General features: G+C 60.0%; 12 protein-coding genes. 4 read left to right on the top strand and 8 right to left on the bottom strand.

The genetic code is table 11. The features are described 5' to 3' along the window. Positions 1–76 precede the first annotated feature (76 nt). Positions 77–1,360, bottom strand: a complete 1,284-nt coding sequence (locus ACQZ40_RS05325) for a DNA polymerase IV (RefSeq protein ID WP_059752691.1) — start codon at positions 1,358–1,360, stop codon at positions 77–79. Positions 1,361–1,539: 179 nt separating this feature from the next. Here ACQZ40_RS05325 and ACQZ40_RS05320 point away from each other — a divergent pair, with 179 nt between their 5' ends. Together ACQZ40_RS05320 and ACQZ40_RS05315 are read left to right on the top strand one after the other, a co-directional pair. After that, the gene (locus ACQZ40_RS05320) at positions 1,540–1,827 is read left to right on the top strand and encodes a BrnT family toxin (protein WP_448747533.1); all 288 of its coding nucleotides are present in this window, start codon (positions 1,540–1,542) and stop codon (positions 1,825–1,827) included. After that, on the top strand, positions 1,793–2,053 hold the full coding sequence (locus tag ACQZ40_RS05315; protein ID WP_003502419.1) for a BrnA antitoxin family protein: 261 nt from the start codon (positions 1,793–1,795) through the stop codon (positions 2,051–2,053). The genes ACQZ40_RS05320 and ACQZ40_RS05315 overlap by 35 nt, the downstream gene beginning before the upstream one ends. Before the next feature lie 21 nt (positions 2,054–2,074). Here the strand turns inward: ACQZ40_RS05315 and ACQZ40_RS05310 are convergent, their stop codons facing one another. After that, a complete protein-coding gene (locus tag ACQZ40_RS05310; RefSeq protein WP_174029321.1) occupies positions 2,075–2,383 on the bottom strand; it encodes a DUF3572 domain-containing protein in 309 nt (102 codons plus the stop codon). Between the two features lie 131 nt (positions 2,384–2,514). On the opposite strand from ACQZ40_RS05310, the gene ACQZ40_RS05305 reads away from it, so the two are divergent. After that, positions 2,515–2,886: a response regulator gene (locus tag ACQZ40_RS05305; RefSeq protein WP_003521498.1), complete on the top strand. Its 372-nt coding sequence runs from the start codon at positions 2,515–2,517 to the stop codon at positions 2,884–2,886. Between the two features lie 18 nt (positions 2,887–2,904). Then, positions 2,905–4,275: a PleD family two-component system response regulator gene (locus ACQZ40_RS05300; RefSeq protein WP_020810655.1), complete on the top strand. Its 1,371-nt coding sequence runs from the start codon at positions 2,905–2,907 to the stop codon at positions 4,273–4,275. A gap of 892 nt (positions 4,276–5,167) precedes the next feature. Here ACQZ40_RS05300 and rpmG read toward each other — a convergent pair. The 6 genes from rpmG to topA form a co-directional block, all read right to left on the bottom strand. Beyond that, the gene (gene rpmG / locus ACQZ40_RS05295) at positions 5,168–5,335 is read right to left on the bottom strand and encodes a 50S ribosomal protein L33 (RefSeq protein WP_003496403.1); all 168 of its coding nucleotides are present in this window, start codon (positions 5,333–5,335) and stop codon (positions 5,168–5,170) included. An 89-nt stretch (positions 5,336–5,424) separates the two neighbouring features. Continuing rightward, the gene (locus tag ACQZ40_RS05290) at positions 5,425–6,591 is read right to left on the bottom strand and encodes an MFS transporter (RefSeq protein ID WP_448747603.1); all 1,167 of its coding nucleotides are present in this window, start codon (positions 6,589–6,591) and stop codon (positions 5,425–5,427) included. Positions 6,592–6,608: 17 nt separating this feature from the next. After that, positions 6,609–7,235: an NUDIX hydrolase gene (locus tag ACQZ40_RS05285; protein WP_065653975.1), complete on the bottom strand. Its 627-nt coding sequence runs from the start codon at positions 7,233–7,235 to the stop codon at positions 6,609–6,611. A 62-nt stretch (positions 7,236–7,297) separates the two neighbouring features. Then, positions 7,298–7,741, bottom strand: coding sequence for a DUF983 domain-containing protein (locus tag ACQZ40_RS05280; RefSeq protein WP_059752697.1), 444 nt, complete (start codon positions 7,739–7,741; stop codon positions 7,298–7,300). 44 nt (positions 7,742–7,785) lie between these two features. Continuing rightward, entirely contained in the window at positions 7,786–10,140 is a 2,355-nt protein-coding gene (gene rnr / locus ACQZ40_RS05275; protein WP_448747532.1) for a ribonuclease R, read from the bottom strand. Next, the gene (gene topA / locus ACQZ40_RS05270; RefSeq protein ID WP_448747531.1) at positions 10,137–12,821 is read right to left on the bottom strand and encodes a type I DNA topoisomerase; all 2,685 of its coding nucleotides are present in this window, start codon (positions 12,819–12,821) and stop codon (positions 10,137–10,139) included. The genes rnr and topA overlap by 4 nt, the downstream gene beginning before the upstream one ends. Between the last annotated feature and the right edge of the window lie 175 nt (positions 12,822–12,996).

Below are 12,996 nucleotides of genomic sequence, written 5' to 3'. Positions count from 1 at the left end.
GTGTAAAATCTAAAATATATCCGGCGCGAGGCGGCGAGCGCACGATTGCGCGACCTGTCACACAATCCCGCAACTGTTACTTGCGCGTTCCGAACGTATAGCCGGTCTCGACGCTGCCCTTGCCGAACTTGTCGCGCAGCTTGTCCATCGCCGCTTCCGCCGCAGCCCGGCGCCCCGCCTGTTTGTCGACGAGATCGGGCGGATCGGCGAGACCTGCATCGCGCAGATCGCTGACCCCGATGCCGATGAGGCGGAACTTGGTGCCGTCCGTTTCCTTTTCCAGCAGCGAAAGGCCGGTGCGGAAAATCCGGTCGGCAAGCTGCGTGGGGTCGTCCAGCTTGCGGTTGCGGGTGCGCAGCTTGAAGTCTGCCGTCTTCATCTTCAGCACCACCGTCTGGCCGGCAATGCCGCTCTTCTTTAGCCGCCAGGCAACCTTTTCGGAAAGCGAGCGCAGGATCGGCACCAGATCCTCATGGCGGGAAATATCGTTGAAGAATGTGGTTTCGGAAGAGACGCTTTTGACGGGGTCGTTATTGTGCACATGCCGCTCGTCAATGCCGCGCGAAAGCCGGAAGAGGCGTTGCCCCATCACGCCATAGCGGCGCATCAGCTCGCTTTCCTCCATCTCCTGCAGCTGCGCGATCATGCGGATACCGTCCGCCTCCAGCGTCGCCGCAAAGGCCTTGCCCACGCCCCAGATGGTGGTGACCGGCCGTGCCGCCAGAAAGGACAGCGCCTCCGTTTCGCCGATCACTGAAAAGCCGCGCGGCTTTTGCAGGTCGGACGCGACCTTGGCGAGAAATTTGCAGTAGGAAAGCCCGGCTGAAACGGTCACGCCCACTTCCTTTTCCACGCGCCTAGCAAATTTCGCCAGCACACGGGCCGGTGGATCGTGATGCAGCTTCTCGGTGCCGGAAAGATCGAGAAACGCCTCGTCTATGGAAAGCGGCTGCACCAGCGGCGTCAATTCCTGCATCATCGCCCGGATTTCGCGCCCGACACGGCTGTATTTTTCCATATCCGGCTTGATGACGATTGCGTCAGGACAGGCTTCCAGCGCCTTGAACATGGGCATGGCGGAACGCACGCCGTGAATGCGGGCGATATAACAGGCGGTGGAAACCACCCCACGCTTGCCGCCGCCAACGATCACAGGCTTGTCGGCCAGTTCCGGATTGTCCCGTTTTTCAACGGAGGCATAAAAGGCGTCGCAGTCGATATGGGCGATGCTCAGATCGTAGAGTTCGGCATGATAAACAAGGCGCGGGCTGCCACAGGCGCGGCAACGCCTCAGCCCCTCTGGCTGGCCGGCCAGACAGTCGCGGCAAAAACCGGGATCATAGGGTTGCGACGTGGACATGGGCCGAAAACAAAACCAGAACGTTGCCGACCATACTCCGGCCGTGGGAACGGCTCAAGGGGCGTTCGCGACAAAGCCCGGATATGAAAACCCCGCTACATGGGAAAACTTGCATATCGTAGAGAAATATTTGATCTTCACCCATATTTGTAGTTACAATTGTAGATGATTTTTTACGCATGTTCGAATGGGATGAAGAGAAAAACAGGTCCAACATCCGAAAGCATGGCGTCGGATTTCAGACGGCGATTCGAATCTTCGAGGATGCGGTTCTTTCATGGGTCGATGAGCGCGCGGCCTATGGAGAGACGCGTTATCACAGCATAGGGCAGATCGAAGGAATAGTATTTCTGGCGGTCATCCATACCGATCGTGCCGGTAAAACCCGCATCATCTCCGCCCGGCCGGCAAACCGCCGCGAAAGGAAACGTTATGACGAAGAAATACGAAAAAGAACTGAGCCTTGAAGAACTGGCAGCCTTGCCTGACGAGAAGATAGACTACAGCGATATTCCCGAACTGGATGAGCGCTTCTGGGCGAATGCAAAACTCGTGGAGCCGGAAGGGACGCAGCAGATCACGCTGAGGGTCAAGAAGTCCGTCGTCGAAGCTTATAAATCCACCGGCAAGGGATACCAGACGCGCATGAATGCGGTGCTGGAATCCTATGCCCGAACATTGCTGAAACGCTGACCGCCTCCGGCTGGCGACCCGTCAATACACGCCTGAATCCAGCCCCGGCCCGGAAAAGTGATGCCAGGCGGCCGCCACTGTTTCGGGGGAAGTATCGGTCGCGGCGCAAAACGCCATGAGGTCCGGTTCATGGCTCATCAGAAAATCGGTGAGGCCGGCAAGAAAGCCGGGATCGTTGATGGCCTGGCGCAACATATTGGCCTGCAACCCGCTCAGCGCCAGAAAACGCGCCAGCATTTCCGGTTCGTTTGCCAGCCAGCCAAGTATGGCGGCTGCCGTTTCTTGCGGATCCTGACCGGCATTGCCTTTGTTTTTCGTATCGCGCAGCATTTCTTCCCCGAAGTTACCTATTTTGAAACCAAATCCCTCTAGCCTTGCGCAACAAATGGACGATGGAATCGGTTCTCTGGCAACTTATATGTCTGGATGAAGGTTTCAAAGCGAAACGGGGACTGCTCACCATGCCCAAGCAGGTCATGATAGTCGAAGACAACGAGCTGAACATGAAGCTCTTTCGCGACCTGATCGAGGCGTCCGGTTATACGACCATCCAGACGCGCAACGGCATGGAAGCGCTCGATCTCGCCCGCAAGCACCGCCCGGACCTCATCCTCATGGATATCCAGCTTCCGGAAGTCTCGGGGCTGGAGGTGACGAAGTGGCTGAAGGAAGATGACGAGTTGCATGTCATCCCGGTCATCGCGGTCACGGCTTTTGCCATGAAGGGCGACGAGGAACGGATTCGCCAGGGCGGATGCGAGGCCTATGTATCGAAGCCGATTTCCGTTCCGAAGTTCATCGAAGTCATCAAGACTTATCTGGGCGATGCGTGAGGCGACTGGGGAACGGTTATGACGGCGAGAGTTCTGGTTGTTGACGATATTCCGGCCAATGTGAAGCTTCTCGAAGCCCGTCTTCTGGCGGAGTATTTCGATGTCGTCACGGCCGAGGATGGTTTCAAGGCGCTGGCGATCTGCGACGAAGAGCAGGTCGATATCATCCTGCTCGATATCATGATGCCGGGCATGGATGGTTTCGAGGTCTGCGAAAGGCTGAAAGCCAACCCGAATACCGCACATATTCCGGTGGTGATGGTCACGGCACTCGATCAGCCGTCAGACCGCGTGCGCGGCCTCAAGGCCGGCGCCGACGATTTTCTCACCAAGCCGGTCAACGATCTTCAACTCATCGCCCGTGTCAAAAGCCTTGTGCGCCTCAAGGCCGTCAGCGACGAATTGCGGCTGCGCGCCGAAACCGCACGGCAGATCGGCATAGAGGAGATGCTGCGCAGCGATGGTCTGATGCAGACGCCCGGCCGCGTGCTGGTTGCGGATGGCCGCGCCAGCTCGCAGGAACGTATCGTACGGGCGCTGAAGCCGGTTGCGGAGGTCGATGCCGTCACCGAGCCGCAGGCGGCGCTGCTCAAGGCCGCGGGCAATCCGTTCGAGCTCGTCATCGTCAATTCCAATTTCGAGAATTACGATCCGCTACGGCTGTGCTCGCAGCTTCGCTCGCTGGAACGCACCCGCTTCCTGCCGCTGCTTCTGGTGGCGGAGCAGGGGGCGGACGATATGGTGGCGCGGGCGCTCGATCTCGGTGTGAATGATTACATTCTCCGCCCGATCGATCCGAACGAACTCGTCGCGCGCTCGCTGACGCAGATCAGGCGCAAGCGCTACAACGAACATCTGCGGCTCAATCTCCAGCACACGATGGAACTCGCCATTGTCGACGGGCTGACCGGCCTCAACAATCGCCGTTACCTCGACAACCACCTGAAGATACTCTTCGACCGTGCCGCCGTTCGCGGCCGTCCGATCTCCATCTGCATGACGGATATAGACCGCTTCAAGCTGGTTAACGATACCTATGGCCACGATGTCGGCGATGAGGTGCTGCGGGAATTTGCAGCACGCATCCGCAGCACGGTGCGCGGCGCGGATCTCGCCTGCCGTTATGGCGGGGAGGAATTCGTCGTCGTCATGCCCGATACGCCGATGGAGCTTGCGGCAAGCGTCGCCGAGCGCCTGCGGGCGATAGTCGAGGACAAGCCTTTTTATGTTCGTTCCATCGACCGGGAATTGAGCATTACCGCCTCCCTCGGCATCGCCACCAGCAGCGGCGCCTTCGGTGCGCCGGACGAAATCCTGAAGCAGGCGGACAAGGCGCTCTACGAGGCGAAACACGCCGGCCGCAACCGCGTCGTTGCTGCCGCTGCCTGAGCGTTAGCGGCGGATTGCATAAAATATTGCGCAATCTCTCCGTCATATCCCGGCGAAATAGTTGTTCGGGAATACGGGGCGGCCGTCGCAAGACTGCAAGCCATTGACCTTGGACGTATTTTATCGCTTTGCAATGAAAAGATGCAAATTGGCGATATAAATAGAGTTCAAGTTGAAAAATACGTTGAATTCAATCTCTCCGGCAACTATAGTGTGCCAGCTTTGTATACTTAACCATGTTTCCCAGGTGATGTATCTCTGGCTTAAGAATTTGTTGATTTTTATTTTACTTCTGCGCACACTCCTATTGAGAGTAACAGTTCTTCCGGCGGTTTATCCGTCTTGTGATGATGAATGATAGCGGCTTTAGCCGTCGCGATTTCGCTCGTCAGGGGCTGGTATTGCGTAGTTTGAATGCCCCATGATGCTCAGGTCCGCCGCATCTCCTGAATCGTGGGGTCGGTCGGCTGACGATGTCCGAATCGGTTCCTCGTGCCGTAATCGCATCGTTGGCCGACCGCCTTCTTCCAGAAAATTGCCTGTTCGTGGTGTGCGTGTCGCAGCTTAGCGGCTTTTGCGGTCGTCTCCGTTCACGTCATGTGCGAGGTCGTGATACGGGGCAGGGGCGGATGTGTAGCCCTTGGGATACTTCTTCCGAGCATCTGAATGATTGCGGCGGCGGATGGGGCGTCAGGCCAGATGGTCGGACTTACCCTTGGCTGCTCGCGCGCTTTGCCGGTGACGGCGGCAATTTCCGGGGCAGCGGAGAGGTGGCCTTATTGGCCGTCTGGAAAGGCTCTGGGGCGCGAAGAGGCTGTTGGCAGCCTCTTCCTTCGGCACAAACAAAAAACGCGCCCGTTGGGCGCGCTTTTGTCGGAGACCGATCAAAAAATTACTTGATCTTGGTTTCCTTGAATTCAACGTGCTTGCGTACAACCGGGTCGTACTTCGTCTTCGTCATCTTGTCCGTGAACGTACGGCTGTTCTTGGTGGTGACGTAGAAGGTACCGGTGTCGGCTGTCGACAGCAGCTTGATCTTGATTGTTGTAGCTTTCGCCATGGTCGTCCTGCCTTTAAACAAAAGAGAAGCCGCAGGCGCTTCTCACCTCGGCTAAATCTGGCGCGAAACTACGTATCGCGCCTGAAAAGTCAAGCCTGTTTTGCCCGGAAAACAAAACGGACGATATAAAGCATCACGTAAAGCCCGAAAAATACCGCCAGCGACCAGGCAAAGCCGTCGGTTCCGGCAAGGTCCATGGAAATGCCCACGGCCTGCGGCCCCGCAATCGTGCCGACGGCGTAACAGAAGATGAAGGCGGCATTGGCGGCGACCAGATCGGCGCCTTTCAGGCGCGATCCGAGATGGGTGAGGCCGACAGTATACATTCCGGAGACCAGCCCGCCCCAGAACAGCAGCAAGGCCGCCACCAGAAGCCAGCTTTCCACCAGGAAAGGCAGCGCCAGCGTGCCGCAGACGCCGGCAAAGGCCATCAGCCCCAGCATCGTCCGCCGGTCCTTCATCCGGTCCGAAAGCAGGCCGATCGGTATCTGGAAGACCATATTGCCGATGCCCATGACGGTGAGGAGGAGTGCTGCCTGCGATTCGTTGAAGCCTTCTCGCGTCGCATAGATCGGAAACAGCGAAAGGCCGCCGGCCTGCACCGAACCGAAGACGAAGGCCGCCGCGGACGCCATGGGCACCAGCCAGACATAACGGACGAAATGGTGGTTCGGTCCTTCGTCCAGCTCCGGGCTTTCGCCGCGCGCCATGAAGATCGGGATCGCGGCGAGCAGGATGATCGCCGCGCCGACCAGAAACGGCAATATGCCTTCGCTGCCGACCACGGAAAACAGTAGCGGACCGACCGCGAAACCGACCGCAAGGCCGGTGGCGTAGATGCCGAGAACCATGCCGCGTTTCCTGGGCGGCGCGGTCATGTTGATCCAGTATTCGGAGAGAATGAAGAGCGTGGTGGTGGCGCCATGGAAAACGATTCGCAGCGGAAACCACATCCAGAAGGCCTCGGCGAAATAAAAACCGAGCGCGCTCAGCGCCGAAATGACGACTGCGAACAGCATGGTTCGCGCCACGCCGAAATCATGGGCGATCTTGGTGGTCACGGGGGCCGCCATCATCGCCGCGACGCCGGCCATGGCCGAATTCACCCCGATCATGGTGGAGGAGATGCCGCGCTTCTCAAGGATGATCGACAGGAGCGGCAGGCCAAGGCCGATGGCGACACCGACCGCACTGATGGCGGAAATGGCGGCGATCAGTGAGGGCCAGTGAATGGCGTCCGCTTCTTCGCATTTCATTTGTGACATGACGGCCTTTATACAAAGTCTCGAATGAACCGGCCGTGGCGCGTGACATAGAGCCGCGCGGGGCTTTCAAAGGGCAATGAGGGATCACCTATCATGAGTTTTGTGACATCTTCGAGAACCGTGCGCGTGATTTTCGGCATGTTCAGACCGGAAAGGTCTGTCATGTCAAGCCATTGCACATTGTGCAACTCGTCAGAATCACGGGTTAGCCGGGTATCCAGCCGCAATTCGTCGGCATAACAGCAGAAGAATCGCGTGTCGTAGCGCCGCACATTTCCGGGTGGGGTGATAGCGCGGGCCACATATCGGAAACGGGAAAGATCGGGGCCTCTGGTGCTCAAGCCGAGATCCACGCCCGTTTCCTCGAAAAGCTCGCGCGCGGCGGCAAGCGCCAGAGCTCTCGCGCCGGCAGCGCTCAGCCGCCGCGCCGCGGAGGCGGTGAGGCTGTGGAGGACGGCGGGATGCAGATCGCCCGAAAAGGGCAACGCATGGTCGCGCGGATCACGTTTGCCGCCGGGAAACACAAAAGCGCCCGGCATGAAGACATGGGCGCTGCTGCGTTGGCCCATCAGAACCCTGAGCTGCGAGCCGGAGCGGTCGAACAGAATGATAGAGGCGGCGTCGCGCGGCCGCATGGGCGCGCTCGCCGTTTCGGCACGCCGGGGAAGCTGAGTCACCTGCAAGGTCCCGCCCGCCGTCAGTGAGACGAGCCGTCGATCTGCGCTTTTTGCTGTTTTCGGTCGAACCCATGCATCTTCAGCGCCCATTGCAGGCCAATGACGCCCCCCTTGATGGGTTGCAGCGTCAAAAGTGCGGCGAGAATGGTGATCGGCACCCAGATGGCGAAATGCACCCACATGGGAACCGAAAACACCATATCGGTCATCATGAAACCGCCGACGGCGATATGGCCGATGATGACGATGGAAATATAGGGCGGCAGGTCATCGGACCGGTGGTGATGCATTTCTTCGCCGCAGGCGGCACAGGCGTCCACCGGCTTCAGAAAGGCCCGGAACAGGCGTCCGCTTCCGCACGCAGGACAGCGATTGGCCATTCCCCGCATGATCGAGCGGCCAAGCGGCCGTTCCGCGCTATCGTCTCCGAAGGTGACTGTTTCCGAGCCCTGATGTGCACTCATCCTTAAGTCCTTCTCCCGTTTTTCAACCGCCTGCAGCGGTCTTGTTACCGTCGCCTTCTGGGCGGCCGCGTCCCGGGCTTTGCGGCAGAACGCGACGTTCGCCGGCCTGCCTTGTGGAACGACCGCGAGCCGACCGGCATCTTGCGCCCCGGGCTCAGCATATCGAAACGAAGCGCGCCTGCCAAAGGCACCGCTTCCGCAAGCCGCACCTGAACCGTATCGCCAAGCTGGTATCCGAGGCCCGTCTTCTCTCCTGTCAGGGCCTGATGGGCCTCATCGTAAAGGAAATAGTCGGTTCCGAGTGTAGATATAGGAACAAAACCGTCCGCGCCAAATTGCGGAAGCGCGACAAAAAGTCCCGCCTTGGTGACACCGCCGACGCGGCCCTCGAATTCTTCACCCACCCGTTCGGAAAGATGATGCGCGATCAGCCGGTTGACGGTATCGCGCTCTGCTGCCATGGCGCGCCGCTCGAAGGTCGAGATTTCGGCGGCGATGTCATCCAGCGTCGCCTCTTCCTGCGGTGTGATGCCGCCTTCGCCAAAGCCAAGCGACCCCACCAGCGCGCGATGCACGATCAGGTCGGCATAACGGCGGATCGGCGAGGTGAAATGCGCATATTTCATCAGGTTGAGGCCGAAATGGCCGATATTCTCCGGGCTGTAGATCGCCTGGCTCTGGCTGCGCAGCACCATCTCGTTGACCATGATCTGGTGCGGTGTATCGAGCGCGCGGGCCAGAATGCCGTTGAAGGAATTGGCGCGCATGGCCGCACCCTTGGCCATGGAAATGCCGATGGTGCCGAGGAATTCGCGCAGCACCTCCTGCTTGGAAAGCGTGGGCGCATCGTGGACGCGATAGACCAGCGGCTGCTTCTTCTTTTCCAGCGTCTCGGCGGCGGCGACATTCGCCTGGATCATCATTTCCTCGATCAGCTTGTGGGCGTCCAGCCGTTCGGGAATGACGACCGCGTCGACGGTACCATCGGGGCGCAGCTTGATCTTGCGCTCGGGCATGTCAAGTTCCAACGGCTGGCGCCGGTCACGGCCTCGCTTCATCACCTCATAGGCGTGCCACAGGGGCTTGAGGATCGGCTCCAGCAGCGGTCCGGTCTTATCGTCGGGCTTGCCGTCAATGGCGGCCTGAGCCTGCTGGTAGGAGAGCTTCGCAGCGCTCTTCATCATGATGCGATGGAAGGTATGGCCGGCCTTGCGCCCTTCCTTCGAAAAGATCATCCGCACCGCAAGGGCAGGGCGGTCGACGCCTTCCTTTAGCGAGCAGAGATCGTTGGAAATGCGCTCCGGCAGCATCGGTACGACGCGATCCGGGAAATAGACGGAGTTGCCGCGTTTCAGCGCTTCGCGGTCCAGCGGCGAGCCGGAACGCACATACCAGGAGACATCGGCAATGGCGACGGTGACGATGACACCGTCAGGATTGTCGGGCGACGTGTCGGGCTCGGCATAGACCGCATCGTCATGGTCCTTGGCGTCGGCCGGATCGATGGTGATGAGCGGCAGGTCGCGCCAGTCCTCGCGGTGCGACATGCTGGCCGCCTTGGCGGCATCCGCCTCGGCAAGAACGTTCGAGGGAAAGATATGCGGAATGCCGTGGGAATGGATCGCGATCATCGAGATCGCCTTTTCCGAGGCAACGGAGCCGATGACCGACAGAACCTTGGCGCGCGTCAGCCCGTAACGACCGCTGTTGCGCGAGGTTTCCACTTCGATCAGATCGCCGTCCTTGGCATCGCCGACGCCATCTGGGTCGATGACCATTTCCTCGCCGCGGCGATCGATCGGCATCAGCCGTCCGCCGCCGCCGGCCGTCTCCTTGAACACGCCGAGCAGTGCATTTTGGCGACGGTCGATCAGCTTGACGACGCGGGCGGTGTAGGCGGGGCCGGTGCTTTCCTTGGAGGGGAAGATTTTCGCGAGAATACGGTCGCCGAGACCGGCGGCTGGCGCTTTCTTGCCACGGTCCTGCGAGGATTGGCGGATCAGCACGGCCGGCGCCGCGCCCTGATCCTCCGGCCATTCCGCCGGCCGGCCGATCAATTCGCCGTCCTTGTCGCGGGTGGTGATGTCGAGGACCGTGACTGGCGGCAGGCCGCCGGGCCGCGTCAGCGACTTGCGGCTCTTCTGCACCATGCCGTCTGCTTCAAGCTCTTTCAGCAGCGCTTTGAGAACGACGCGGTTCTCGCCTTTCAGCCCGAAAGCCTTGGCGATTTCCCGCTTGGAGGCCTGTTGCGGATGGTCGGCGATGAATTTCAGCAGCACCTCGCGGGAAGGCACCTCGCCATGGATGATGCCTTCACCTTCACTGACCCGCTTGCCGCGCCCGGTGCGTCCGAAACCGTCGCTGGCGGAACCCTGTCTCTGACGCGGCGATTTGCTCACTCTGCTGCCTTCTTGGGTTTGGCCGCTGCCTTCGGCTTGGCGGCCGTCTTGCTCTTCGTTGCCGCCTTGGCCTTGGTCGCCTTGGGCTTTGCTGCGGCGTCACCATCGGCCTTCTTGGCAGTTGTCTTCCTGCCCTTGGCAGGCTTGCCGCCGGTGCCCGTCTTGGCGATGCGCTCGGCGATCAGCACCAGCGCCTCGTCCAGCGTCACCGAAGCCGGGTCCTGCCCTTTCGGAATGGTGGCGTTGACCTTGCCCCAGTTGACGTAAGCGCCATAACGCCCGTCGCGAACGGTGATCGCGCCGCCATCGGGGTGGTCGCCCAGCTCCTTCAGCGCCGCCGGCGTGCCGCTGCGGCCGCGGCCCGGTCCCTTGCTCTGCTTTTCGGCAATCACGGTCACGGCACGGTTGAGGCCGATAGAGAACACGTCCTCGATGCTTTCAAGGTTCGCATAGGAACCGTCATGCAACAGGAACGGCCCGTAGCGGCCGAGGCCGGCGGAAATCATCTTGCCGGTTTCCGGATGCTTGCCGATATCGCGCGGCAGATTGATGAGCGCTAAGGCCTTTTCGTGGTCGATATCCTCAGGCTTCCAGCCCTTGGGCAGCGAGGAGCGCTTGGCCTCCTTGCCGTCGCCACGCTGGATATAGGGCCCGAAACGGCCGGAGCGCAGCGTCAGCTCCTCGCCGGTCATCGGATCGGCACCCAGCGCCTTCGGCTCGTTCGAAGCCGCAGCTTCCGCTTCCGAACCGTCCGAGGTCAGCTGGCGGGTGTAGTTGCATTCCGGATAGTTGGAGCAACCGACGAAAGCGCCGTATTTGCCGAGCTTCAGCGAAAGATTGCCGGTGCCGCAAACCTGACAGATGCGCGGATCGGAACCGTCCTCGCGCTTGGGGAAGACCAGCGGCGCCAGAACCTCGTTCAGCGCATCCAGAACGTTGGTGACACGCAGTTCCTTGGTGTCTTCGATCTGGGCGAAGAAATCCTTCCAGAAATCGCGCAGCACCTGCTTCCAGTCCAGTTCGCCGGCGGAAATCCGGTCGAGCTTTTCTTCAAGGGCCGCGGTGAAGTCGTATTCGACGTATTTGGTAAAGAAGCTTTCGAGGAAAGCCGTCACCAGCCGGCCGCGCGAATGCGGCACCAGCTTGCGCTTGTCGACGACGATATATTCGCGGTCGCTCAGCGTCTTCAGCGTCGCCGCATAGGTGGACGGACGGCCGATGCCGAGTTCTTCCATCTTCTTGATCAGCGAAGCTTCCGAATAACGCGGCGGCGGTTCGGTGAAGTGCTGGCTGGCATTGATCTTCTGCTTGGCGAGGTTCTCGCGCTCGTTGATCGGCGGCAGACGGCCTTCGTCGTCACCGTCGTCGCTCTGCTCGCCATCTTCCTTCTGGTCGGTATAGGCGGCAATGAAACCGTCGAAACGGATCACCGAGCCGACAGCGCGCAGGCCAGCCTTCTCGCCGCCGTTACTGGCAAGAATCTCAACCGTGGTCCGCTCGATTTCCGCCGAGGCCATCTGGCTTGCTATGCCGCGCTTCCAGATCAGGTCATAAAGACGCAGCTGATCGGGATCGAGGTAACGCTTCACCTGATCCGGCGTGCGGTTGAAATCGGTCGGGCGGATCGCTTCGTGCGCTTCCTGGGCGTTCTTGGCCTTGGTGGAATAGAAACGCGCCTTTTCCGGCACGTAACGGCCACCGAACTGCTCGCCAATGGCGCGGCGGGCGGCATCGATCGCTTCCGGGGCCATCTGCACGCCGTCGGTACGCATGTAGGTGATCAGACCGACGGTCTCGCCGCCGATATCGATGCCTTCGTAAAGCTTCTGCGCCACCTGCATGGTGCGCGAGGCGGAAAAGCCCATGCGCGAGGAGGCCGCCTGCTGCAGCGTCGAAGTGGTGAAGGGCGGGCCGGGATTGCGCTTGACCGGTTTCGCCTCGACGCTTTCGACCACATAGGTTGCGCCTTCCAGCAGCGCCTTCAGCCGGTTCGCATCGTCTCCGGTCTTGATCGAGCGGCTTTGCAGGCGCTTGCCATCGGCCGAAACCAGCTTGGCTTCGAACTCGTCACCGCGCGGTGTCTTCAGAAGTGCGCTGATGTTCCAGTATTCCTCAGAGACGAAACGTTCGATTTCGGATTCGCGGTCGCAGACGAGACGCAGCGCAACCGACTGAACGCGGCCGGCGGAACGCGCGCCGGGCAGCTTGCGCCACAGCACCGGCGACAGGTTGAAGCCGACGAGATAATCCAGCGCGCGGCGGGCGAGATAGGCGTCGACCAGCGGCACGTCGATGTCGCGCGGGTTCGCCATGGCGTCCAGCACGGCCTTTTTGGTGATGGCGTTGAAGACCACGCGTTTTACCGGCTTGTCGCCGAGGACGCGCTTCTTCTTCAAAAGATCGAGAACGTGCCAGGAAATGGCCTCGCCTTCGCGATCCGGGTCGGTTGCGAGAATGAGGCCGTCGGAGGATTTTACCGCATCGGCAATATCCTTCATGCGCTTGGCGGATGCGCTGTCGACCTCCCAGGACATTTCGAAATCCTGGTCGGGCAGCACCGATCCGTCCTTGGCAGGAAGGTCTCTGACGTGGCCAAAGGATGCAAGAACCTTGTAGCCCGAGCCAAGATACTTGTTGATCGTCTTGGCTTTGGCAGGAGATTCTACGACGACGACATTCATATTGTTTTTCTCTGGAACTGGTCCGTTAACGTGGCCGGGTCACGGCGCAATGCCGCAATTCGCCTTCTTTATATTTCGACATGGACAGGTAATGCGCGCGGGTCAAGAGGCAAGGCCGATTTTATCGCTTCAAGGTGATTGCAACCTATGGATAATCTATTGTTGTATTGCAATC

It is taken from the genome of Agrobacterium sp. 16-172Ci (assembly GCF_053522725.1).
This window is presented reverse-complemented; position numbering and strand designations above follow the sequence as displayed.